The organism is Microbacterium telephonicum (assembly GCF_003651225.1).
GTDB lineage: Bacteria > Actinomycetota > Actinomycetes > Actinomycetales > Microbacteriaceae > Microbacterium > Microbacterium telephonicum.
On sequence record NZ_RCDB01000001.1, the window covers coordinates 862806 to 884284 of the forward strand.

A 21479-nucleotide genomic window follows, 5' to 3' on the forward strand; every position below is an offset into this window, starting at 1 on the left:
GCCCACGATAGAGCGCCGCAGCATCCGCGTGAGGGTGCCGCAAAGAAGTTCCGGCCCGCGGCTGTCGCCCGGGCGTGCGGAGCGGCAGGATGGAGTCATGTCGAACTCCGATGCGATCACCTACCTCACCGACGAGCTGTGCTGGGAGCACCTGGCCATCCAGCAGCTCGGACGCCTCGTCACGCACGCCGGCGGCGTGCTCGACATCTTCCCGGTGAACTACGTCGTCGACGGCGAGTCGATCGTGTTCCGCACCGCGGAGGGATCGAAGCTCACCGAGCTGACGGTCAACGACGAGGTGCTCTTCGAGGTCGACGACTACAGCGACACCGACGCGTGGAGCGTCGTCGTGCGCGGCCACGCGGCACGCCTGGTGACCGAAGAGGACGTCCGCGCCGCCGACGAGCTGCCGCTGACCCCGTGGATCCCGACGATCAAGTACAACTACGTGCGCATCGTGCCCGAGTCGGTCTCGGGTCGCGACTTCCTGCGCGGACCCGAACCGGAGCGCTACGGGGTGCAGCAGTACTGACCGGTTCGCGTGCCCGGTCGGGCATGACGTACACTGGGAAGTGCAGTCGAAGTCTGCATTCTTTCGCCGTGCCCGCGGTCGGTCATCCGAGCAGGTCGTGGTGGGGAAGCAGGCTCGCCGAGGTCGACAGACCTCTAGGGCGGTAGCTCAATTGGCAGAGCAGCGGTCTCCAAAACCGCAGGTTGCAGGTTCGATTCCTGTCCGCCCTGCGCGTCAGCAGATGCTGGCACGAAACACGTCACACAGGTGGGTACATGGTCCAGGATGAAGCGTCTGGCGACATCGTCGCCACCGGCGGTGCGTCCCGCGAGAAGAAGATGAACGTCTTCCAGCGGATCGCCCTCTTCATCCGGCAGGTCTTCGCCGAGCTCCGCAAGGTCGTCACCCCGACCCGTCAGGAGCTCGTGAAGTTCACGGCGGTCGTCCTCGGGTTCGTCGTCGTGATGATGGCCGTCGTCTACGGCCTCGACCTGCTGTTCACGTGGGTCGTCCAACTCGTGTTCGGCGTGCCGGGTGGCACTGTCGGCTGACGTCCCGCTCCGTACGCCTCGTGCGTGACGCGAACAGATGGAAGAGAACGAAGTGTCAGAACGATATTCCGACGACGCCGATTGGGCGACCGCAGCCGAGCAGTCCAGCGAGGACGACGAAGCCCAGGAGGGCAACGTCCTGGCCGCCGAGGAGCGCTCCTCGCGTGCCGCCGAGACCGCCGCGATCCACGTCGTCGACGAGGACGCCGACGAGGACGAGTCGGACGCCGACCTGGAAGACATCGACATCGACGACCCGGAGGCTGATGCCATCGTGAACGACGCACTCGAGATCGACGAGGCAGCCGAGGCCGAGGCCGCCGCCGAGGTGCTCACCGACTCGCTCGCCGAGGAGCAGGCCGACCGCGCCGCCGAGGCGGCCGACGAGGTCACCCCCTACGACGGTCCCGACGTGAACGGCGACGACGACGCGGCCGACGAGGTCTCCGACGACCCGTACGAGGCGTTCCGCGCCGAGCTGCGTTCGCTTCCGGGCAAGTGGTACGTCATCCACTCCTACGCCGGCTTCGAGCGCAAGGTGAAGGCCAACATCGAGCAGCGCAAGTCCACGCTCGAGGTCGAGGAGGACATCTACCAGGTCGAGGTCCCCATGGAGGACGTCGTCGAGATCAAGAACGGTCAGCGCAAGATGGTCACGCGCGTCCGGATCCCCGGCTACGTGCTCGTGCGCATGGAGCTCACCGAAGACACCTGGTCGGTCGTGCGTCACACCCCCGGCGTCACCGGCTTCGTCGGCAACGCCCACAACCCGACGCCGCTGCGGTTCGAAGAGGCCTTCAACATGCTGCAGTCGCTCGTCGAGGTCAAGGAGACCGCCGCTCCCGCGAAGGGCGCCGCCGCCAAGGGTTCGCAGACCGCGGCACGTGTCATCCCCGCCGAGGTCGACTTCGAGATCGGCGAGACCATCACCATCAAGGAGGGCTCGTTCGCGGGTCTTCCCGGCTCGATCAGCGAGATCAAGCCCGAGAGCGGCAAGCTCACCGTGCTCGTCTCGCTCTTCGAGCGCGAGACCCCCGTCGAGCTCTCGTTCGACCAGGTGACGAAGCTTTAGGCAGCAGACACTGCGCCTGAGGGGTGGATGCCGGATTCCGGCATCCGCCCCTTCGCTGTCGCGGCGGATGCCGGGAGCGCCGGCATCCGGTAGACTTGCTCCTTGGTCCGTCTTCCGGACCGCATCCCACCACGCCCAGGAACCGCCTGGATCGTGGCAGCGCGCCCCGAGGCACCCGCCCCGTGGCGCTCGACAGAAGGAAATACGAATGGCACCGAAGAAGAAGGTGACCGGCCTGATCAAGCTTCAGATCAACGCCGGTGCAGCCAACCCGGCGCCGCCGATCGGCCCCGCGCTCGGTCAGCATGGCGTCAACATCATGGAGTTCTGCAAGGCGTACAACGCCGCGACGGAGTCGCAGCGCGGCAACGTCATCCCCGTGGAGATCACCGTCTACGAGGACCGCAGCTTCACCTTCATCCTGAAGACCCCGCCGGCCGCTGAGCTCATCAAGAAGGCCGCGGGCGTCGCGAAGGGCTCCAAGACGCCGCACACCGTCAAGGTCGCGAAGCTCTCGAAGGACCAGGTCCGTCAGATCGCCGAGACCAAGATGCCCGACCTGAACGCGAACGACATCGAGGCCGCCTCGCTGATCATCGCCGGCACCGCCCGTTCCATGGGCATCACGGTCGAGGACTGAGGGGGAGAACGATCATGGCGAAGTCCAAGGTTTACGAAGCAGCAGCGGCGAAGATCGACCGCGACAAGTTCTACAGCTCCACCGAGGCGGTGAACCTCGCGAAGGAGACCGGCTCGAAGAAGTTCGACTCCACCGTCGAGGTCGCCCTCAAGCTCTCGGTCGACCCGCGTAAGGCGGACCAGATGGTCCGTGGCACGGTCATCCTGCCCCACGGCACCGGCAAGACCGCGCGCGTCATCGTGTTCGCGACGGGTCCGGCCGCTGAGGCCGCCATCGCCGCGGGCGCCGACGAGGTCGGCGGCGCCGAGCTCATCGAGAAGGTCGCCGGCGGCTGGACCGCCTTCGACTCGGCCGTCTCGACGCCCGAGCTCATGGGCCAGGTCGGCCGTCTCGGCAAGGTGCTCGGTCCTCGTGGCCTCATGCCCAACCCCAAGACCGGCACCGTGACCCCCAACCCGGCCAAGGCCGTCGAGGAGATCAAGGGCGGCAAGATCGAGTTCCGCGTCGACAAGCACGCCAACGTGCACTTCGTCGTCGGCAAGGCCTCGTTCACGGCCGAGCAGCTGGATGAGAACTTCAAGGCCGCCGTCGACGAGATCGTCCGCCTGAAGCCGTCGAGCTCGAAGGGTCGCTACATCCAGAAGGGTGCCGTGTCGACCACGTTCGGCCCCGGCATCCCGCTGGACGTCAACGCCCTCGTCTGACATCGGACACGACGAACGGGGTCCCACCTTCGGGTGGGGCCCCGTTCGTCATGTCCGGGCGCCGCGCTCGCCTGCGGCGGTAGCGTCGAAGGGTGAGCGCGCGCACCGACCTCTCCCGTGTCCTGGGCGTCGACGCCCCGATCGTGCTCGGCCCGTTCGGCGGGCTCTCGTCGGTCGCGCTGACCGCGGCGGTGTCGGATGCCGGCGGCCTCGGCTCGTACGGTCTCTACGGTTACGACCCCGACCGCATCCGCGACGTGATCGGGCGGCTGCGCGACGCGACGGGTGCGCCGTTCGCCGTGAACCTCTGGCTGCCCACGGGTGACGAGGTGACCCCCGATCAGGTCGACCTCACGGCCGCGCGGGAGGCCATGCGTCCATTGTTCGACGCGGTCGGAGTACCCGTCCCCGACGTGCCCGCGGCGTTCCTGCCCGACGTCGAGGCGCAGGTGGACGCCGTCCTCGACACCGCGCCGCCGGTGCTGAGCGTCGTGTTCAGCGTGCCGTCCGGCGACCTGCGCGAGCAGACCGCCCGGCGCGGCATCCGCCTGATCGGCACCGCGACGACGGTGGCGGAGGCCGTCGCCATCGATGGAGCCGGCGTCGATGCGATCGTCGCGTCGGGGGCCGAGGCCGCCGGGCACCGCGTCTCGTTCCTTGCTCCGGCGGAGGACTCGCTCGTGGGGACGATGGCGCTCGTGCCGCAGATCGTCGACGCCGTGGGGGTGCCCGTGATCGCCGCGGGCGGCATCGCGGATCGTCGCGGGGTCGCGGCCGCGTTCGCGCTGGGGGCGGCAGGCGTGCAGGTCGGCACCGCGTTCCTGCGCACGACGCAGTCCGCCGCGCCGCCCTCGCACCGGGCCGCGATCGCCGCCGCAGGCGACACCGCCACGGTGCTCACCCGCGCGATGAGCGGACGCCTCGCGCGCGGCATCCCGAACCGCGCTCTGCGGATGCTGGAGCAGTCGGCACCGCTCCCGTTCCCCGCGCAGAACTGGCTGACCGGGCGCTTCCGCGCCGCGGCGTCGGCGCAGGACCGCGGCGACCTGCTGTCACTGTGGGCCGGCCAGGCCGCCGGCCTCACCCGCCACAACGACGCGGCCGCCGTGTTCGCCGAACTCGCCGCCGGCCTCCCGCGCTGAGGCTCGGCCGCGCGCTCCGCTCGCGACACCGAGACCCGCCCGGCGCGCCGAGACCCGCGTAGCGCGCCGAGACCCGCGCACAGACCGCGGGGTCTCGGCGCGGGAAGTGGGTCTCGACGACACGCACGGCGTATCGCGATCAGGCGGAGGCGGGGTCAGCCGTCGCGGCGCACCTCGAAGCCGCTGCCGCCGGTTGCGGCGATGTCGCTCACGCGCGCGCCGGACACGCGGCCCGCGGGCGGGCCCTCGGCCATCCAGGCCAGCACCGCGTCGACCTGCGCGTCGGTGCCTTCCACCTCGGCCTCCACGGTGCCGTCGCGGAGGTTGCGCACCCAGCCGACGACGCGCTCACGGTCGGCGACCATCCGCATCGTGTACCGGTAGCCGACCCCCTGCACGTCGCCGTCGACGATCACGTGAACGCGTCTCATGGCTCCATCCTGCGGCATCTGCTTGGTCCGGCCCAGGGGTGTCGCACGGACCGCGCGGACTGCCAGGATGCCGACGTGGGAACCATCGACGACTACCTCGAGGGCCTCGATCCCGTCGATGCGGCCGCCATCGCACGCGTTTACGATCTCGCGCGGGACGTGGTCCCCGACGCGACGCAGGGACTCGGGTACGGGATGCCGGCCCTCGTGCACCGTGGCAAGTCGCTGCTGTCGGTCATGCGCGCCAAGAAGCACTTCGGCGTCTACCCGTTCTCGCCCCGCGCGATCGTCGAGGTGGCGCCGCTGCTGGAAGGCGTCGACCATGCCAAGGGCACCATCCGCTTCACGGCCGACGCGCCGCTCGGCGACGAGCTGGTGCGGTCGCTGGTCGCGGCGCGGAAGGCGCAGATCGAGGGCTGAGCCTCACTGCGGCAGCACGAGGGAGATCCCGAGGGCGATCATCACGACGGCGATGATCCCGTCGAGGATCCGCCACGCGCGCGGGGTCCGCAGCAGGCGGCCCAGGTGGCGCGCGCCGAACGCGAGAGTCGAGAACCACAGGCAGCTCGCGGCGACCGCCCCCAGCGCGAACCACCAGCGCTGGTCACCGTACGTGCTCGCGACGCCGCCGAGGAGGAAGACGGTGTCGAGGTAGACGTGGGGGTTGAGCCACGTCAGCGCGAGGCAGGTGAGCACGACGGGCGCGAGCGGGGGAGTCGTGCGCGTCGGCGTCGTGCGCGCCGCGCCGAGAAACTCCGTGCGGTGCGAGACACGCGTCGCGCGACGGTTTCTCGCGTCTCGGGTGGTTTCTCGCGCGCTCGCCGCGTCGCCGCCGTCGAGCACCGCGCCGCTCGGGCGCAGGGCGCGCCGTGCGGCCAGCAGTCCGTAGCCGACCAGGAAGGCACACCCGGCCCACCGCACCGCCACGAGCAGCCAGGGCACGCTCTGCACGGCCAGGCCGACGCCGGAGACGCCCAACACGATGAGCACCGCATCGCTCGTCGCGCACACCAGCGCCACGACCGCGACGTGCTCCCGTCGCAGCCCTTGGCGCAACACGAAGAGGTTCTGGGCGCCGATGGCGACGATGAGCGAGAGGCCGAGTCCGAGTCCGGCGAGCACAGCGGAGATCACGATGCGAGGCTAGGGACAATAAACCATGCACTCCAGTTCATGATTCTTCCGGTGCGTAAGCTGTGCTCATGTCAGAGCTTCCCGCCGATCTCGTGCGCACGCTCGCCGCCGTCGTCGACGAGGGCAGCCTCGATGCCGCGTCGCGCCTTCTGCACATCACCCCGTCCGCGGTCAGTCAGCGCATCCGCGCGCTCGAGACCGCGGTGGGTCGGGTGCTGCTCGTGCGCTCGAAACCCGTCGCGCCGACGGATGCCGCCGGGCCCGTGCTCCGCTATGCCCGACAGCTCAGCCTGCTCGAGCACGACGCGCTCGCCGCGCTCGACGGCGGCGACGGCCGGACTCCGGCGATCCCGCTCGCCGTCAACGCCGATTCGCTGGCCACCTGGTTCCTCGCCCCGCTCGCGCGCATCGCACAGCGGCAGACGGTCGTGTACGACCTGCACCGCGATGACCAGGACTTCACCGCCGGGCTGCTCGAGTCCGGCACGGTGATGGGCGCCGTCACCTCCCGCGCCGAGCCGGTGGCCGGATGCCGCGTGCGCACGCTGGGCTCGCTGCGCTACGAGGCGGTCGCCACGCCCGCCTTCGCGGCGCGGTGGTTCCCGGGAGGTGTCGACGGGCCGGCGCTGGAGACGGCGCCCCTCATCGACTTCGACCGCCGTGACGACCTGCAGACCCGTTGGCTGCGCGCCCGCGGCGCCGATCCGGCGCTGCCGCCGCGCCACCGGGTGCCCGCCTCACACGACTTCGCCGTGGCCGCGGGGCTCGGCCTCGGATGGGCGCTGCTGCCGCGGTTCCAGGCCGCACAACCCCTTTCCGACGGCGCGCTCGTGGCCCTCGGCGGTCCCGTCGTGGACGTGCCGCTGTACTGGCAGCAGTGGAACCTGCGCTCGCCGCTGCTGGACGCCGTGGCCGACGAGATCGTCGCGGAGGGGCGCCGTGTGCTGAGCCCCGCCGGGAGCGACGCGCCGGCCTAGCCCTCCGAGACGCGCAGCACGATCTTGCCGCGCGCGTGGCCGCGTTCGAGCTCGCGATGGGCCTCGGCCGCTTCACCGAGGTCGAAGACCCGGTCGATGAACACCTGCACGGCGCCGGAGTCGAGCAGGCGCGTCAGGGTGGCCAGGACGCTGCCGTCCGGGACCACCTTGTACGAGGTCGCGCGCACGCCCGCCGCCGCGGCGGCATCCGCGTAGTCCGGCCACGCGCCGGAGGGCACCATGACGTAGAGCCCGCCGGGACGCAGCACGCCCAGCGAGCGCGTGCCGGTGTCGTCGTGCACGTTGCCGACGAGGTCGATGACGACGTCGACGTCGCTGACCACGTCCTCGAAGCGCGTGGTCGCGTAGTCGATGACCACTTCGGCGCCGAGCTCGCGCAGCCACGGGAGGTTGCGCTCCGAGCCGGTGGCGATCACGTGCGCGCCGAAGTAGGCGGCCAGCTGTACGGCGAAGTGCCCGACGCCGCCGGAGCCGGCGTGGATGAGCACGCGCTGGCCCTCGTGGGCGTGCGCGGTCTCCACCACGAGTCCCCAGGCGGTCAGCGCCGCCAGTGGCACCCCCGCGGCCTCGACGTGCGAGAGCGCGGCGGGCTTGCGTGCCACCGACAGCGAGGGCACGACCGCGTACTCGGCGTACGATCCGCCCGTGCGCGGGTAGGGCAGCATCCCGTAGACCTCGGTGCCGGGCGCGAGCGGATGCGCCTCGTACGGGGCCTGCACCACGACGCCGCTGAAGTCGAAGCCGAGCGTGCTCGGGTACGCGGCGATCGCGCCGGAGACCCCGCGACCGGCCCGCGTCTTCGCGTCGATCGGGTTGGTCCCGGCCGCGATGACGCGTACGAGCAGCTCGCTCATGACGGGGGTCGGGACGGGGACGGTCTGTTCGTGCAGCGCCTCGGCGGTGCCCGGCGCGTCGAAGACGACGGCGCGCATGGTCTCGGGCGGTGCGGAGACGGGGACGAGAGTGGCATCCTCGCGGGAGGCGGTGCGCAGCGGCCGGAATCTCATCGGTCGCTCCCTTCGCGTGCGTGTCGACATCGGCAGCACTCGTTGCTGATGTCGACCAGTCAACCGCGCGATTGTCTCGTCCGTGTTACGCGGTGGTCACCGGACCGCTAAGCATGCGTCCCGAGCACATGGACACGCCGTGCAGGATCAGGTCGGGACGTCGCCCGTGGTGAGGGCGTGCAGCAGCCGCGTGAGGCTGTGGATGTCGTCGACCGGCCAGCCCTCGAGCGCGTTCAGCAGCGTGCTCTCCTGCGGCGCCCGCGCTTCGGCGAGCCGCTCCAGGCCGAACGCGGTGGGGGAGAGGATGCTGGCGCGCTTGTCGGCCGGGTCGGGCGCGCGCTGGATGAGGCCCAGCTGTTCGAGCTCGCGGACCGTGCGGCTGAGCTGCCCCTTGTCGACCACGAGGGCTTCGGCGAGCGCCGACTGCGAGATCGACTCGCGCCGGACGATGGTCGTGAACACCTTGTATGCGCCGGGGAGCATGCCGGGGCTCACGCGCTGCGCGTTCTCGGTGAGGATGCGCCGCATCCGGGTGATCAGCTCGCTGAACTCGGCCTCGAGCGCGCGCACGGCGTCGGTGCGCGTCTCACGGGTGTCGGCGGGCATGATCCGAGCCTAACGCGGGCGGATGGTCAGTCGCTGAGGGCCAGCGCGCGGTACGGCTCGCGGGCGCGGGGCGGCGCGACGGGCGCCGGGCGCTTGCCGCGCTGGGTGCGCAGGTACAGCTCGTCGATGAGTTCGGTCGCGAGGTTCACGAGATGGCGGATCTCGCGCTCGTCGCGGTCGACCCACGCGCATCGGGGCTCGTCGCCGACGGGCACGAAGCCGTCGTGCTCCTCCCAGACGACGAGGGTCCGCTCGGCGCCGAGCACGTGCTGCTGCCACCACACCTGGCGCAGGTAGGTGCGCGGGATGGAGCGCCACGTCTTGTTCGTCGTCTTGATCTCGGCGAGCGTGACCCGTCCGTCGACGTCGACGGCGATGCCGTCGGGGGTCGCGAGGTGGCGACGCTCGACGACGGCGTGGAAGAGGGCCGACGACGGCTGGATGCCGTGGGTCGCGGCGACCCACGCGGCGATCTCGGGTTCGCGGCGGCGCCCGTGGTCGGTGTATGCATTGCCCGAGAAGCCCGATCCGCCGCCGAGCTTCGCGTCGGCGGCGCGTGCGATGGCGGCCGGGCTCGTCAGCTGGGCGACGTCGGTCGCGGTGATCCCGCGGGAGCGGGCGCGCAGCCAGCCGACGCGATCGCGGGAATCGGCGACGATGCGGGTGGCCAGGTCCGGGGCGATGCGCGCGAAAGCCTCCGGAGTCATGCCTTCGAGGCTAACCCGATCTCAGCGGCCCCGAGTGAGGCTCGCGGGGTCGCGCGGCAGGTAGCCGTTCTGGATGCGCTGCACGCCGCCGAACTGGCCGGCGCAGACCGACGCGAACACGACCGACCAGCTCGCCCAGAGCACGAGTGCGTCGACGCCCTGGCCGATCACGACGCCGCGGATCAGGACGCTGATCGTGAAGACCGCGGCGAGGCCGGCGAGGGCCGAGGTGATCAGGCGCAGGAACAGGTCCGACGAGAATCCGAGGAAGCGCACCGCGAACCAGTCGCCCTTCGTCGGCCGGCGTCGCCCCTGGCGGTAGGGGAGGCCCGCCCAGAAGCCGGCGGCGCGCGCGAGGCGGCGACCGGAACGGTGGAGGGCGATCAGCAGCCACACCGACGGGACCGCGAAGACCGCGGCGACCAGCACCATGAAGCCCGCGAACAGCAGGTCGCCGAGCGGGTCGACGCCCGAGGCCGTCACCGACGCCGCGAAGCTCAACAGCGCTCCCGCGACGAGAGCGCCCGCCGTGCCGAGCAGGCCCAGGCCCCACCGCGACACCCGGCCGTAGTCGGCGCGGGTGCGCGCGGCGGCGGCGTCGGCATCAGCGGGACGGGTCTCGGCCGCGGCGGGGGCCTCGGCGGCGGCGATGTCGGCGCGCGAGCTCGGCAGGATCATGCGGAACATGCTCAGGCCCCGCCCTCGGATGCGGCGGCGAGCCACTCGGCGGGCGGGTAGGACGGGGGCTCCTCGTCGGCGCCGAGCAGGCGCGTGGAGTCGAGCGCGAGCGCCGCGTACGGGGCGAGCTCGTCGAGGCGGTCGACATCGAGGCTGAGAGCCACGACGAAGACCGTGCCCTCGTTCGCCGGGAGGGGGACCTCGCCGATGACGGCGCCGACCTCGCCGCCGTCGGGCATCGTCGCGCGACCGAGCGACGCCGAGCCGGTGCGGCCGTCGAGCGCGACGAACGACTCGGTGCGCATGTCGTCGTCGAAGCGCACCAGGCCGGTGAGGCTCGAGGCGGTGCGGGCGGCGGCCGCATCCGACGGTGCCGGGAGCACGGTGGTGCCGAGGAAGAACACGGTCGGCTCGTCGACGAGGTAGGGGAAGATCCCCGCGACCGAGTACGGCGCGTCCTGCAGCACTCGGCGCGCCTCGTGGAAGCCTGCGGTCATCGTCGCCAGCGCGTCGGCGTCGACGGCGCCGCGTGCCGGGGCGAGGTAGGCCTCCCACCAGCGGCGTGCGATCTCGTCGTCGGAGAAGGCGACCAGTTCGATCCAGCCCTGCGGCACCCGCTGCCAGACGACGGGAGCCTCGGTGTCAGTCACGGTCGGAGAGCTCCTGGTCGGTGCGCGGGCCGTTGCCCTGGATGAGGTTGCGGCCGCGCTCCACGAGGTTCACGGCGGGCTGTGCCATGGCCGACACGAGGTCGTTGCCCGCGACGTGCGCCTCGGTCATGCGCGTCGCCATCCACATCGTATTGGCCTGTAGTGCCTGCGGGCTGAAGCGCAGGGCCATCGTCAGCGTGCCCGCGGCCGCCGCCGTGCCGCCGCCGGCGGTCGCGAGGGCTCCGCCGCCCCCGTTGATCACCGGGACGAGCACCTGTCGGGTGCCGTCGCCGAGGGCCTTGCCGAGCTTGCCGAGCGCGCCTCCGAGGGCGAGGCCGGCCAGGCCCATGAAGAACTCCTCCGCCGCGCCCTCTTCGCCGCGCAGCGCCTGCAGGCCGTCGATGGCGACGGACGCGATCGCGAGTCCGAGCGCGAGGGGGCCGAGAGCCGGGACGAACAGTGCGACGACCGCCACGATCGGGCCGATGGTGTCGATGATGTCCTCGAGGATGGGCATCACGTTGTCCATGAACCACTCGTAGCCGTCGGCGATCGCCGCGCCGACGTCGCCGACCCACGAGGTGAACTGGTCCCAGCGGCTGCCCTGGTAGGCGGCGATCAGCGCGACGCCCGCCTCGAGCAGGCCGGCGCAGGCGAGGGCGCGCGCATTCGCCTCGGATTCGAGGGCGCGGGCGCGGCGGCGGACGTCCTCGAGCGTCGCCTGCGCATTGCGCACGCGACGATCGGCGTCGGCGAGCTCGGTGGTGCCCGCTGCGGCGATGGGATCGGCCATCGCCTCGGTGCGCGCCTGGGTGCGCTCCCGGGTGCGGCGCTCCACGGCGCCGGCGGCCAGGGCGGCCTCGGTCTCGAGGTCGCGGGCGCGGGACTGGAATCCGGTGAGCTCGTCGGCCCACGTCGAGAGCGCGTCGCGGGAGGAGGCGAACGCGTCGTGGACGTCGTTCAGCTGCGGCCGGAAGTCGGAGTCGAGCGAGTCGCGGAAGGCGGCGGCCGCTTCCCCTTCCCAGCTGTCACCGCCGGTGTCGAGCAGGCTCAGCGCCTCGGAGGTGCTGCGCGCGCCCTTGTCGAGCTGCGAGACGAAGCCGCGGATGGCGGAGACGTCGCCGCGCGTGGGATCGAAGCCGAGGGCGGGATAGGCGCTCATACGGCGGCCGGTCCGTTCTGCGCGTGCGGACCCGGGGCGCTCTCGGAGGTGGGACGCTCCTCGAGGGCGAGGGCCAGTTCATCGTCGACGGAGTCGAACGCGTCCGCGATGCCGCTCAGTGCGCCGGCGGCCGCCTCGGCGAACTCGCCGAGCTTCTTGATGCCGACGCCCCACGACGAGCCGAGCTCGTCGAGACGCTGCCGCAGCTGCTCCTGGGCGACGGTGCCCCCCGACACCGAATCGAACCCCGCCACGGCGGCCTCCAGGCGATCGCGGATGTCGCCGAACGTCGCCTGGCTGCGCCGGATCGCGCCCGTGTCCACCCTGAGATCGACCATGTCTGCTCCTCGTCCCGATCCACCGTCGTCCCGACCACCCTAGAGTTTTCGACGTACCCGCGCGGTGGGGAGAACTCCCCATACGGTGCGCGGCATCCGCTGCCTGCCGTGATTTGGCGGGTCGCCCGCGGTGACGTACACTTATCGGAGCCAAAGACCGCCGGTCTCGGTGTGCGCGCGAGCGGACGCCGACGAAGAACTGCACTGCAGGGGCCCGCGCAGGTGACACGAACTCCCGGGAATCCGGAATCCAGCTCCGTGCGCTTGCGCCGGAGCTTTTGTCATGTGTGGGGCGGACGAGGCCGTCGCTCCGCCACCGCGGGGCGGCTCGTACCCACCAAGGAGTGACCATGGCGCAGAAGGATGCATCGGTTGCCGAGCTCACGAAGAACTTCGAGAACTCGAACGCCGTTCTGCTGACCGAGTACCGCGGTCTGACGGTCGCCCAGCTCAAGCAGCTGCGCAACAGCATTCGTCAGGACGCGGATTACGCCGTGGTGAAGAACACGCTGACCAAGATCGCCGCCAACAACGCGGGGATCACGGCGCTGGACGACGAGCTCAAGGGCCCGTCGGCCGTCGCATTCGTGCACGGCGACTTCGTCGCCACCGCCAAGGCCCTGCGTGACTTCGCCAAGGCCAACCCGCTTCTCGTGATCAAGGGCGGCATCTTCGAGGGCAACGCCCTCGACGCCGACCAGGTCAACAAGTACGCCTCGCTCGAGAGCCGTGAGGTTCTGCTGGCGAAGGCCGCCGGAATGATGAAGGCGACGATGGGCAAGGCTGCGGCCACCATCGACGCTCTTCGCGAGAAGCTCGAGACCGCCGACGCCGCGTAAGCGCGTAGCGACTCTCTCACCACAAACCCCATCTATCTAGGAGATACATCATGGCGAAGCTCACCACTGAGGAGCTGCTGGAGCAGTTCGCTGGCCTGACTCTCGTCGAGCTCAGCGACTTCGTGAAGGCGTTCGAGGAGAAGTTCGACGTCACCGCTGCCGCCCCCGTCGCCGTTGCCGGTGCCGCCGGTGGCGCGGGTGCCGCTGAGGCCGAGGAGGAGAAGGACTCGTTCGACGTCATCCTCGAGGCTGCCGGCGACAAGAAGATCCAGGTCATCAAGGTCGTCCGCGAGCTCACCTCGCTCGGCCTCGGCGAGGCCAAGGCCGTCGTCGACGGTGCCCCCAAGGCCGTGCTCGAGGGCGCGAACAAGGAGACCGCCGAGAAGGCCAAGGCTTCCCTCGAGGAGGCCGGCGCGACGGTGACCCTGAAGTAATTCAGGCTCCACGCCTCGAAGGCCCCCGGGTTCTCCCGGGGGCCTTCTTCGTGCGTGGGCGCCCGCATCCCTGCCGGTGCATTCGCGTGACATGATGCGGGCCGATGTCACGCGAGTTGTCACTGCGGCCGCAGCGGAGGCGCACGTTGCGTGACATGGCCTGATGCGATGTCACGTGAATGGCGGGTTCAGGTGACGGGTGGGAGCCGTTCGCGTGACATGGGTTATCGCGAGAAGGCGTCATGGGGCGGCTTCCGAGACTGCGCATTCTCGGCATCCTGACGCCGAATCGGACCGAATTTCCGATCGTGCTTGCGCAATCCCCACGCCCCGTGTAGACATGGGGAAGCGCATTCCAGAAAGCGCATTCTCACACCATCGATGTAGATGACGGAGGGTCGAAGGTGACCACCCAATGAGCGCGCTCAGCGAGCTCGGCAAGCTCAAGTCCCAGGGCGCAGCCGGCAAGAAGCAGAACAAGGTCGCGTACCTGTTCCTGCTGCCGTGGTTCGTGGGACTCCTGCTCGTGACGATCGGTCCGATGATCGCGTCGTTCGTCCTGTCGTTCACGAAGTACAACCTGCTGAGCCCCCCGAAGTTCACCGGTCTCACCAACTGGGAGCGGATGCTGGAGGACGAGCGCCTGCACAAGGCGCTGGAGGTCACGTTCCAATACGTGTTCATCTCGCTGCCGATCCAGCTCGCCGTCGCGCTGCTGCTCGCGATCGTGCTCGACCGCGGGATGCGCGGCCTGTCGTTCTACCGGTCGGCCTTCTACCTGCCGTCGCTGCTCGGGGCGAGTGTCGCGATCGCGATGCTCTGGCGCCAGCTGTTCGGCGTCGACGGCCTCGTCAACCAGGTGCTCGCGGTGTTCGGCATCGACGGTCAGGGCTGGATCTCGAGCCCCGACACGGCGCTGGGGACCCTCATGATCCTCAACGTCTGGACGTTCGGCTCGCCGATGGTGATCTTCCTCGCGGGGCTCCGCCAGATCCCGACGATGTACTACGAGGCGGCATCCGTCGACGGCGCCTCCCGGTTCCAGCAGCTGTGGAAGATCACCCTCCCGCTGCTGACCCCGATCATCTTCTTCAACGCCGTCCTGCAGCTGATCGGCACGTTCCAGTCGTTCACGCAGGCCTACATCGTCTCGGGCGGCTCCGGCGGCCCGGTCGATTCGACGCTGTTCTACACGCTGTACCTGTATCAGCAGGGCTTCGGCAACCTCAACATGGGGTACGCCTCGGCCATGGCCTGGCTCCTGCTGATCATCGTGGCGGCTCTGACCGCCCTCGCCTTCTGGACCTCGAAGCTGTGGGTTTTCTACGATGACGAAGATTGAGTACACCGAGGCCCCGGCCTCGCTCGCCACCGAAGCGATCATCACCGGTCGCCCCGCCCGACGCCGGCGCGACCCGTTCCGCAAGCCGGTCACGAGCATCGTGCGCCACGCGCTGCTGATCGCGATGGCCGTGCTGATGCTCTACCCGATCATCTGGATGGTCGTGAGCTCCCTGCGACCCAACGACGTGATCTTCCGCGAGCCGGGGATCGTGCTCGACAGCTTCGAGTTCTCCAACTACACCGACGGATGGAACGCCCTGGCGAACCCCTTCGGCCTGTACATCTGGAACTCCGCCGTCATCGTGCTCGGCAGCATCGTGGGCAACCTCGTGTCGTGCTCGATGGCCGCCTACGCCTTCGCCCGGCTGGAGTTCACCGGGAAGCGGGTCTTCTTCGGGCTGATGCTGCTGAGCATCATGCTCCCGATCCACGTGATCATCGTCCCGCAGTACGTGCTGTTCTCGCAGATCGGCTGGGTCAACACGTTCCTGCCGCTCATCGTGCCGAAGCTGCTCGCGACCGACGCGTTCTTCGTCTTCTTGATGGTGCAGTTCATCCGCGGTGTCCCGCGCGAGCTCGACGAGGCGGCGCGCATCGACGGCGCCGGACACCCCCGCATCTTCCTGCAGATCATCCTGCCGCTCATGGTGCCGGCCCTCGCGACGACGGCGATCTTCACCTTCATCTGGACGTGGAACGACTTCTTCGCCCAACTCATCTACCTCACGCGGCCGGAGCTGTACACCGTGCCGCTGGGCCTGCGTTCCTTCGAGGACGCGCAGTCGGCCACCAACTACGCGCAGATGTTCGCGATGAGCGTCGTCTCGCTGATCCCCATCTTCCTCGTCTTCCTGTTCGGGCAGAAGTTCCTCATCAAGGGCATCGCCACGACCGGGATCAAGTGAGTCCCCGAGCACCGCGGACCCACGTCCCCTTCACGGACCCACCGTCGGGTCCGCCCTCATCACACGCACCACACCGAAACCCGACTCCGGTCGAAAGGATGCAAGACATGCGAACCACACCCGCACGACGCTGGTTGACGTTCACGGCCGCCGGCGCAGCGACGATGCTCGCGCTGACGGCGTGCGGCGGCTCGTCGACGCCCGAGAGCACCGGCCCGACGCTGTCCACCGAGCCCGTGACACTGAGCTTCACCTGGTGGGGCAACGACGTGCGCCACGAGATCACCCAGCAGCTCATCGACGCCTTCGAGGCCGAACACGAGAACATCACCATCGAGCCGCAGTTCACCGACTGGGCCGGCTACTGGGACAAGCTGTCGACCACCGTGGCGGCGGGGGACACCCCCGACATCATCCAGATGGACGAGAAGCAGCTGTCGACCTACGCCGCCAACGGTGTGCTGCTCGACCTCGGCAGCCTCGGCGAGGCGCTCCCGACGGGAGACTTCCCGGAGGGCACGCTCGGCACCGGTGCCCTCGACGGCACGCAGTACGGCATCCCGGTCGGCATCAACACGTACACGATCATGGCCAACCTCGACCTGCTCGAGAGTCTCGGCATCGAGGCGCCCGACGACGAGACCTGGTCGTGGGACGACTTCGCGAAGCTGTCGGAGGAGATCACGACGGCCTCAGGCGGTGCGACGATCGGCTCGCAGTCGTGGGGCTTCGAAGACGGCGGACTCAACAACTGGCTCCGCCAGCACGGCGAGTCGCTCTACGCCGCCGACGGGTCGCCGGAGGTCGCGGCGACCGAGGACACGCTCGCGGGCTTCTGGCAGTTCCTGCTCGACACGACCGAGGCCGGCGGCACCCCCGACCCCTCGGCGACGATCGAGCGCGAGTCGGCGGGCCTCGCGGAGTCGTTCACGGCCACCAACCAGTCGGCCTTCGGCCCGTGGTGGTCCAACCAGGTCGCCGCGCTCCGCTCGGCGAGCGGTCAGAACCTCGTCCCGCTGCGGATCCCCACGCCCGACGAGGGCGCCGACGCGTCCGCGTACTACAAGCCCTCGATGTTCTGGTCGGCCTCGGCCAAGACCGAGCACCCCGGCGAGGTCGCGCTGTTCCTCGACTTCCTCGCCAACAGCGAGGAAGCCGCCGACCTGCTGCTCGCCGAGCGCGGTGTGCCCGCCAACGACAAGATCCGCGAGTACATCACGCCCAAGCTCGACGAGACCAACCAGGAGGTCGTGGCCTTCCTCGACTCGATCAGCGAGCGCGTCGGCGACGCCCCGCCGGCCACGCCCCCGGGCGGCGGCGCGATCGAGACGATCATCGACCAGCACACGCAGCAGGTGCTGTTCGGCGAACTGACCCCGGAGGAGGCCGCGGCCAGCTTCATCGAGGAGCTGCAGCGCGCCCTCGACGACGCGGCCATCTAGCCGGACGCGGGGTGGCGGAACCCGACCGCCGCCCGCAGCGTCCCCACGACCCGCGGGACCGGGCCGAAGTGATGAGGGGTCCGGTCCCGCGCGGCACACCCGCCGCGAGCCCCACCCATCCCTCCCGCGAAAGGAGAACACCGTTGGCACTGACCACGTCCCGCCCCATCACGATGGCGCAGGTCGCCCGGCACGCCGGCGTGTCGCAGGCCTCCGTGTCGCGCGTGCTCAACGGCGTCTCGACGGTCGACCCCGCGATCGTCGCGAAGGTCAACCGCGCCGTCGCCGAGCTCGACTACTCGCCGAGCGAGACCGCCCGCAGCCTCGTGCGCGGACGCAGCCAGACCATCGCGCTGATCGTCCCCGACCTCGAGAACCCGATGTTCCAGGGCGTGCTCAAGGGGCTCACGGTCGCCGCCGCCCGCGACGGCTACCGGGTGCTCGTGGCCGACACCGCCGAGACGGTCGACGTCGAGGCCGACGTCGCCCTCGAGGCGCGCACGAAGGGTGACGCGCTCGTGCTGGTCTCCCCGCGCATGCCGGATGCCGAGCTCGAAGACATCGTGCGCCGCGCCGCTCCGGTGGTCGTGGTCAACCGCGCCGTGCTCCCCTCGGGCACCGGCCAGCTCGCCGTCGACTACGCCGCGGCGGCGCGCGAGCTCGGCGAGCACCTCGTGGGCTTCGGGCACACGCGCATCGTCTACATCGGGGGACCGGCCGGCAGCTACGCCAACCAGTTGCGTCTGCAGGGGCTCGCCGAGTTCACCCGCGCCCACCCCGACGTCGAGCTGCTCACCATCACGGCGGGCTCGTCGATGGAGGCCGGCTACGACGCCGCCGACACCGTCGTCGAGACCGGGGCGACGGCGGCGATCGCCTTCAACGACCTCGTCGCGCTGGGGGTCATGTCGCGGCTGCGCGAAGTCGGCGTCGCCGTGCCCGACCAGCTCTCGCTCGCCGGCATCGACGACATCCCGCAGGCGCGCTTCGCGGCGCCGCCGCTCACATCGATGGCGGTGCCGCGCACCGAGATCGGACGGCAGGCGTGGCTGCGGCTGCGCGACCTGCTCGACGGGCACGATCCGGCATCCGGACTCTTCTACCGGCCCACCATCATCGCGCGCGACAGCACCGGACCGTCGCCGGTGGCCAGCGGCTGGCTCGGCCCTGCACGCCCCGTGCTGCGCCTGGGCTCGACCGTCGTCGCCCACTACCAGGACGGCACGGCCGTCGACTCCGTGCTCTCGCCGCGTCCCTACCTGGATGCCGTCGTCTCGCGCGCCGGCACGCCGCTGACGACGACCGGTCCCACCGACCATCCGCACCACCTCGGGGTCAGCCTCGCGATCGCCGACGTCAACGGCACGTCGTACTGGGGCGGGCGCACGTTCGTCCGCGGCGAGGGGTCGATCATGGTGCCCAACCACGGCCGCCAGCGGCGCGACGACCTGCGCATCGACGATCACACGCTGCACGAGCGGCTCAGCTGGGTCGACCACCACGGCACGACCCAGCTCGTGGAGGTGCGCGAGATCCGCACCGCCGCCTTCGAGGGCGGATGGGCGCTGAGCTGGCGCAGCCACCTCAAGGCGACCCTCGATGCCATCACGTTCGGATCGCCGGCCAGCAACGGACGCCCCGGCGCGGGCTACGGCGGCATTTTCTGGCGGTTCGCGCCCGACATCGCGCGGGTGTTCAGCCCGGCAGGCGACACCGAGAAGGCCGTGCACGGCGCGGCGACACCCTGGGTCGCGTTCGCCTTCCCCGAACGGGAGACGACGGTCATCCTGCACCAGGCGCGGGAGCCGCTGCCCTGGTTCGTCCGCTTCGCGGAATACCTCGGCGCCGGTCCCGCGATCGCGTGGGACAGTCCGCGCCGTCTTCCCGAGGGCGGATCGCTGGACCTCGAGCTCGGCGCGTTCGTGCTGGACCGTCCCCTCGCCGATGCGGCGGCGGTCGAGGCCGTGCTGCCCGACCTGCGCGCGCGGACGGGCCTGTGAGCGGCGCCGATCCGGTGCGCATCGGCCTCGCCGGCGTGCACGGTCACGGTCGCAGCCATGTCGAGGCCGCCCTCGCCCTGCAGGCGCAGGGGCGCGCACGCGTCGTGGCCGTCGCCGACCCGCGCGGGCCGGGGGAGGTGCCGCCCGACGTGCGCAGCCACGCCGCGGCCGAGGAGATGATCGCCGCCGGCGGCCTCGACGTCGTCGTGCTCTGCACCCCCATCCCGACCCATGCCGGCCTCGCCGAGGCGGCGCTCGCCGCCGGTGCCCATGTGCTGCTCGAGAAGCCCCCGGTGGTCTCCGTCGTCGACCACGACCGCCTCCTGGCTGCGTCGGCGCGCGTCGGCCGTGCCGTGCAGGTCGGCTTCCAGTCGCTGGCCGGCGACGGGGTCGACGCCGCGATCGAGGCGGCCGCGTCGCTCGGCGGCATCCGCCACATCGCGGCCGTGGGCGTGTGGACGCGCTCGGAGGAGTATTGGCGCCGTGCCCGCTGGTCGGGGCGACGCGAGCTCGACGGGCAGGTGGTGGCCGACGGGGTCGCCACCAATCCGCTCGCGCACGCGATCGCGACCGCCCTCGCGATCGCCGGTGCCGCCGCCCCGGGCGACGTCGTCGACGTCGAGACCGATCTGCGGCGTGTCAACGACATCGAGACCGACGACACGTCGTCGCTGCGCATCCGTCTGGCGGACGGGCCCGACGTGGTCGCGGCCCTCACGACCTCGGGGGAGGCGCGACACGAGCCGTACGTGCTCGTCCGCGGTGAGCGCGGCCACCTCGTCTACCACTACACGCTCGATGTGCTGCAGGTCTTCGCCGCCGGCGCCGCCCTGCCGCGCACGTTCCACTTCGCGCGCATCGGTGTGCTCGACGACCTCGTGGCGCATGTCGCCGACGGCACGCCGCTGCGGGTGCCGCTCACGCGCACCGGCGCCTTCACGCGGGTGCTCGAGGCGATCGTCTCCTCGCCCGCGCCCACCCGGATCACGGGATACACCGCGGTGGAGCGCGCCGGCGAGCGGTTCCGTGTGGTCCCGGGTGTCGCGGACGCCGTCGAGCGTGCCGCCTGGGACGGGATGCTGTTCCGTGAGTTCGGCTCCGGGCTGAGCTGACGACGCCCGCGCCCGTGCCCGCCCCGTGTGTCAGCGGTCGGGCACGGCGGTGGAGGTGCGCACGATCAGCCGCGCGCGGGTGTGCAGGAAGGTGCGCGGCCGCTCCGGGTCGTCGATCTCGGCCAGCAGCGTCGCGACGGCGGCCGCGCCCTGCTCGCGCGGCACCTGCCGCAGCGTCGTGAGCGAGAACATCTCGGCGTATTCGTGGTCGTCGATGCCGACGACGCTCAGCGTGCCGGGCACCTGGATGCCCTGGCGCCTGGCGGCGATGATGGCGCCGACGGCCACCTCGTCGCACACGCCGACGATGGCGGTGGGGCGGGCCTGCGCGTCTCCGAGCAGATCGGATGCCGCCGCATAACCGCCGGGCAGGCTCACGTCCGCCGCGACGTGCCGGATCTCCGCCGCCAGCCCCGCCGCCGTCATCGCCGACCGGTAGCCGTCGAGCCGCTGCCGGTCGACGAACGCCCAGTGCGGACCGGCGCCGCCGATGAACGCGATGCGCGTGTGGCCGAGCCCGATGAGGTGCTCGGTGGCGCGGCGGGCGGCGTGGTCGTCGTCGATCGCGACGACGCTCGTCGATTCCCCTGTGCCCACGACGCTGACGATCGGGCGACCGATGCGGGTGAGCTGCTCGAGCTCGTGGTCTTCGGGCTCGAGGCCCACCGCGATGAGGCCGTCGAACCTCTTGCGTGCGAGGAAGTCGTCGAAGATCCGCCGGCGTCCCACGGTGCCCGGTCGCGCGTCGTAGAGCGTCAGGTCGAGCCCCTTCGCGAGCAGCGACTCCTGGATACCCTCGAGCACTTCGGCGAAGAACCACCGGTTGAGGTAGGGCATGACGACGCCGACGTTCTTGGTGCGGCCGGTCGCAAGGCTGACGGCGCTCGTGGAGGGGACGTAGCCGAGCTCCTCGGCGGCTTCGCGCACGCGCGAACGGGTGGCATCCGAGACGTATCCCGTGCCGGTCAGCGCGCGGCTGGCGGTCGCCTTCGAGACACCCGCACGCGCGGCGACATCTGCGATGCCCGCCATGCTCCTCCTCTTCGAGTGCACCACAGGATACCCGAGCGGG

Annotated in this window: 25 protein-coding genes and 1 tRNA gene; 16 read left to right on the forward strand and 10 right to left on the reverse strand. The window is 70.7% G+C overall.

Annotation, left to right across the window (positions count from 1 at the left end; all coding sequences use genetic code 11):
- The first annotated feature begins 97 nt into the window (after positions 1-97).
- The 7 genes from C7474_RS04200 to C7474_RS04230 all read left to right on the forward strand — a co-directional run bounded on the left by C7474_RS04200 (position 98) and on the right by C7474_RS04230 (position 4620).
- On the forward strand, positions 98-532 hold the full coding sequence (locus C7474_RS04200; RefSeq protein WP_121057664.1) for a pyridoxamine 5'-phosphate oxidase family protein: 435 nt from the start codon (positions 98-100) through the stop codon (positions 530-532).
- A 136-nt stretch (positions 533-668) separates the two neighbouring features.
- Positions 669-741 (forward strand) — tRNA-Trp (locus C7474_RS04205).
- A 45-nt stretch (positions 742-786) separates the two neighbouring features.
- Positions 787-1062 carry a preprotein translocase subunit SecE gene (secE, locus tag C7474_RS04210; RefSeq protein ID WP_121057665.1) on the forward strand — a complete coding sequence of 92 codons (276 nt, stop codon included), beginning with the start codon at positions 787-789 and terminating at the stop codon, positions 1060-1062.
- A 52-nt stretch (positions 1063-1114) separates the two neighbouring features.
- Entirely contained in the window at positions 1115-2134 is a 1020-nt protein-coding gene (gene nusG, locus C7474_RS04215) for a transcription termination/antitermination protein NusG (RefSeq protein WP_121057901.1), read from the forward strand.
- 208 nt (positions 2135-2342) lie between these two features.
- Positions 2343-2774, forward strand: coding sequence for a 50S ribosomal protein L11 (rplK, locus tag C7474_RS04220; RefSeq protein ID WP_121057666.1), 432 nt, complete (start codon positions 2343-2345; stop codon positions 2772-2774).
- 14 nt (positions 2775-2788) lie between these two features.
- Positions 2789-3478, forward strand: coding sequence for a 50S ribosomal protein L1 (rplA, locus tag C7474_RS04225; RefSeq protein WP_121057667.1), 690 nt, complete (start codon positions 2789-2791; stop codon positions 3476-3478).
- Between the two features lie 92 nt (positions 3479-3570).
- A complete protein-coding gene (locus C7474_RS04230; protein ID WP_121057668.1) occupies positions 3571-4620 on the forward strand; it encodes an NAD(P)H-dependent flavin oxidoreductase in 1050 nt (349 codons plus the stop codon).
- Between the two features lie 155 nt (positions 4621-4775).
- Here the strand turns inward: C7474_RS04230 and C7474_RS04235 are convergent, their stop codons facing one another.
- On the reverse strand, positions 4776-5051 hold the full coding sequence (locus C7474_RS04235; RefSeq protein WP_121057669.1) for an acylphosphatase: 276 nt from the start codon (positions 5049-5051) through the stop codon (positions 4776-4778).
- A gap of 75 nt (positions 5052-5126) precedes the next feature.
- Here C7474_RS04235 and C7474_RS04240 point away from each other — a divergent pair, with 75 nt between their 5' ends.
- On the forward strand, positions 5127-5471 hold the full coding sequence (locus tag C7474_RS04240) for an iron chaperone (RefSeq protein ID WP_121057670.1): 345 nt from the start codon (positions 5127-5129) through the stop codon (positions 5469-5471).
- A 3-nt stretch (positions 5472-5474) separates the two neighbouring features.
- Here the strand turns inward: C7474_RS04240 and C7474_RS04245 are convergent, their stop codons facing one another.
- Complete coding sequence (locus C7474_RS04245) at positions 5475-6182, reverse strand: LysE/ArgO family amino acid transporter (RefSeq protein WP_199692375.1); 708 nt, start codon at positions 6180-6182, stop codon at positions 5475-5477.
- Between the two features lie 71 nt (positions 6183-6253).
- Between C7474_RS04245 and C7474_RS04250 the strand changes: the two genes are divergently transcribed.
- Positions 6254-7162 (forward strand): LysR family transcriptional regulator ArgP, encoded by a 909-nt coding sequence (locus tag C7474_RS04250; protein ID WP_121057672.1) that lies wholly within the window; start codon positions 6254-6256, stop codon positions 7160-7162.
- On the opposite strand, the gene C7474_RS04255 is transcribed toward C7474_RS04250, so the two are convergent.
- From C7474_RS04255 to C7474_RS04285, 7 genes are all read right to left on the reverse strand, one after another.
- Entirely contained in the window at positions 7159-8190 is a 1032-nt protein-coding gene (locus C7474_RS04255) for an NADP-dependent oxidoreductase (protein ID WP_121057673.1), read from the reverse strand. The genes C7474_RS04250 and C7474_RS04255 overlap by 4 nt on opposite strands.
- A 147-nt stretch (positions 8191-8337) precedes the next feature.
- Positions 8338-8796, reverse strand: a complete 459-nt coding sequence (locus C7474_RS04260; RefSeq protein ID WP_121057674.1) for a MarR family winged helix-turn-helix transcriptional regulator — start codon at positions 8794-8796, stop codon at positions 8338-8340.
- 26 nt (positions 8797-8822) lie between these two features.
- On the reverse strand, positions 8823-9503 hold the full coding sequence (locus C7474_RS04265; RefSeq protein ID WP_121057675.1) for a YqaJ viral recombinase family protein: 681 nt from the start codon (positions 9501-9503) through the stop codon (positions 8823-8825).
- A gap of 21 nt (positions 9504-9524) precedes the next feature.
- The gene (locus C7474_RS04270; RefSeq protein ID WP_121057676.1) at positions 9525-10181 is read right to left on the reverse strand and encodes a hypothetical protein; all 657 of its coding nucleotides are present in this window, start codon (positions 10179-10181) and stop codon (positions 9525-9527) included.
- An 11-nt stretch (positions 10182-10192) separates the two neighbouring features.
- Positions 10193-10831: a hypothetical protein gene (locus C7474_RS04275; protein ID WP_121057677.1), complete on the reverse strand. Its 639-nt coding sequence runs from the start codon at positions 10829-10831 to the stop codon at positions 10193-10195.
- On the reverse strand, positions 10824-11993 hold the full coding sequence (locus tag C7474_RS04280; RefSeq protein ID WP_121057678.1) for a hypothetical protein: 1170 nt from the start codon (positions 11991-11993) through the stop codon (positions 10824-10826). Before C7474_RS04280 ends, C7474_RS04275 begins: the two co-directional genes overlap by 8 nt.
- A complete protein-coding gene (locus C7474_RS04285; protein WP_121057679.1) occupies positions 11990-12331 on the reverse strand; it encodes a hypothetical protein in 342 nt (113 codons plus the stop codon). Before C7474_RS04285 ends, C7474_RS04280 begins: the two co-directional genes overlap by 4 nt.
- 350 nt (positions 12332-12681) lie before the next feature.
- Between C7474_RS04285 and rplJ the strand changes: the two genes are divergently transcribed.
- The 7 genes from rplJ (at position 12682) to C7474_RS04320 (ending at position 20407) form a co-directional block, all read left to right on the forward strand.
- Positions 12682-13170 carry a 50S ribosomal protein L10 gene (gene rplJ / locus C7474_RS04290; RefSeq protein ID WP_121057680.1) on the forward strand — a complete coding sequence of 163 codons (489 nt, stop codon included), beginning with the start codon at positions 12682-12684 and terminating at the stop codon, positions 13168-13170.
- Between the two features lie 50 nt (positions 13171-13220).
- Positions 13221-13604: a 50S ribosomal protein L7/L12 gene (gene rplL, locus C7474_RS04295; RefSeq protein WP_121057681.1), complete on the forward strand. Its 384-nt coding sequence runs from the start codon at positions 13221-13223 to the stop codon at positions 13602-13604.
- 415 nt (positions 13605-14019) lie between these two features.
- Entirely contained in the window at positions 14020-14946 is a 927-nt protein-coding gene (locus C7474_RS04300; RefSeq protein WP_121057682.1) for a carbohydrate ABC transporter permease, read from the forward strand.
- Positions 14933-15853, forward strand: coding sequence for a carbohydrate ABC transporter permease (locus C7474_RS04305; protein WP_121057683.1), 921 nt, complete (start codon positions 14933-14935; stop codon positions 15851-15853). Before C7474_RS04300 ends, C7474_RS04305 begins: the two co-directional genes overlap by 14 nt.
- Before the next feature lie 107 nt (positions 15854-15960).
- Positions 15961-17295, forward strand: coding sequence for an ABC transporter substrate-binding protein (locus C7474_RS04310; protein ID WP_121057684.1), 1335 nt, complete (start codon positions 15961-15963; stop codon positions 17293-17295).
- 143 nt (positions 17296-17438) lie between these two features.
- Positions 17439-19295, forward strand: a complete 1857-nt coding sequence (locus tag C7474_RS14985; RefSeq protein ID WP_241965089.1) for a DUF6807 family protein — start codon at positions 17439-17441, stop codon at positions 19293-19295.
- The gene (locus C7474_RS04320) at positions 19292-20407 is read left to right on the forward strand and encodes a Gfo/Idh/MocA family protein (RefSeq protein ID WP_158597299.1); all 1116 of its coding nucleotides are present in this window, start codon (positions 19292-19294) and stop codon (positions 20405-20407) included. Before C7474_RS14985 ends, C7474_RS04320 begins: the two co-directional genes overlap by 4 nt.
- 30 nt (positions 20408-20437) lie before the next feature.
- Here C7474_RS04320 and C7474_RS04325 read toward each other — a convergent pair whose 3' ends face one another.
- The gene (locus tag C7474_RS04325) at positions 20438-21439 is read right to left on the reverse strand and encodes a LacI family DNA-binding transcriptional regulator (protein ID WP_121057686.1); all 1002 of its coding nucleotides are present in this window, start codon (positions 21437-21439) and stop codon (positions 20438-20440) included.
- Between the last annotated feature and the right edge of the window lie 40 nt (positions 21440-21479).

Excerpts from the sequence above, each read along its gene's own strand:
- C7474_RS04250 (WP_121057672.1), top strand. The coding sequence starts at position 6,254 with ATGTCAGAGCTTCCCGCCGATCTCGTGCGCACGCTCGCCGCCGTCGTC.
- C7474_RS04235 (WP_121057669.1), bottom strand. The coding sequence starts at position 5,051 with ATGAGACGCGTTCACGTGATCGTCGACGGCGACGTGCAGGGGGTCGGC.
- C7474_RS04255 (WP_121057673.1), bottom strand. The coding sequence starts at position 8,190 with ATGAGATTCCGGCCGCTGCGCACCGCCTCCCGCGAGGATGCCACTCTC.
- C7474_RS04300 (WP_121057682.1), top strand. The coding sequence starts at position 14,020 with ATGAGCGCGCTCAGCGAGCTCGGCAAGCTCAAGTCCCAGGGCGCAGCC.
- C7474_RS04280 (WP_121057678.1), bottom strand. The coding sequence starts at position 11,993 with ATGAGCGCCTATCCCGCCCTCGGCTTCGATCCCACGCGCGGCGACGTC.
- C7474_RS04310 (WP_121057684.1), top strand. The coding sequence starts at position 15,961 with ATGCGAACCACACCCGCACGACGCTGGTTGACGTTCACGGCCGCCGGC.
- C7474_RS04200 (WP_121057664.1), top strand. The coding sequence starts at position 98 with ATGTCGAACTCCGATGCGATCACCTACCTCACCGACGAGCTGTGCTGG.
- rplJ (WP_121057680.1), top strand. The coding sequence starts at position 12,682 with ATGGCGCAGAAGGATGCATCGGTTGCCGAGCTCACGAAGAACTTCGAG.
- C7474_RS04260 (WP_121057674.1), bottom strand. The coding sequence starts at position 8,796 with ATGCCCGCCGACACCCGTGAGACGCGCACCGACGCCGTGCGCGCGCTC.
- C7474_RS04285 (WP_121057679.1), bottom strand. The coding sequence starts at position 12,331 with ATGGTCGATCTCAGGGTGGACACGGGCGCGATCCGGCGCAGCCAGGCG.
- rplA (WP_121057667.1), top strand. The coding sequence starts at position 2,789 with ATGGCGAAGTCCAAGGTTTACGAAGCAGCAGCGGCGAAGATCGACCGC.
- secE (WP_121057665.1), top strand. The coding sequence starts at position 787 with ATGGTCCAGGATGAAGCGTCTGGCGACATCGTCGCCACCGGCGGTGCG.
- rplK (WP_121057666.1), top strand. The coding sequence starts at position 2,343 with ATGGCACCGAAGAAGAAGGTGACCGGCCTGATCAAGCTTCAGATCAAC.
- C7474_RS04270 (WP_121057676.1), bottom strand. The coding sequence starts at position 10,181 with ATGATCCTGCCGAGCTCGCGCGCCGACATCGCCGCCGCCGAGGCCCCC.
- rplL (WP_121057681.1), top strand. The coding sequence starts at position 13,221 with ATGGCGAAGCTCACCACTGAGGAGCTGCTGGAGCAGTTCGCTGGCCTG.
- C7474_RS04265 (WP_121057675.1), bottom strand. The coding sequence starts at position 9,503 with ATGACTCCGGAGGCTTTCGCGCGCATCGCCCCGGACCTGGCCACCCGC.
- C7474_RS04325 (WP_121057686.1), bottom strand. The coding sequence starts at position 21,439 with ATGGCGGGCATCGCAGATGTCGCCGCGCGTGCGGGTGTCTCGAAGGCG.
- C7474_RS04305 (WP_121057683.1), top strand. The coding sequence starts at position 14,933 with ATGACGAAGATTGAGTACACCGAGGCCCCGGCCTCGCTCGCCACCGAA.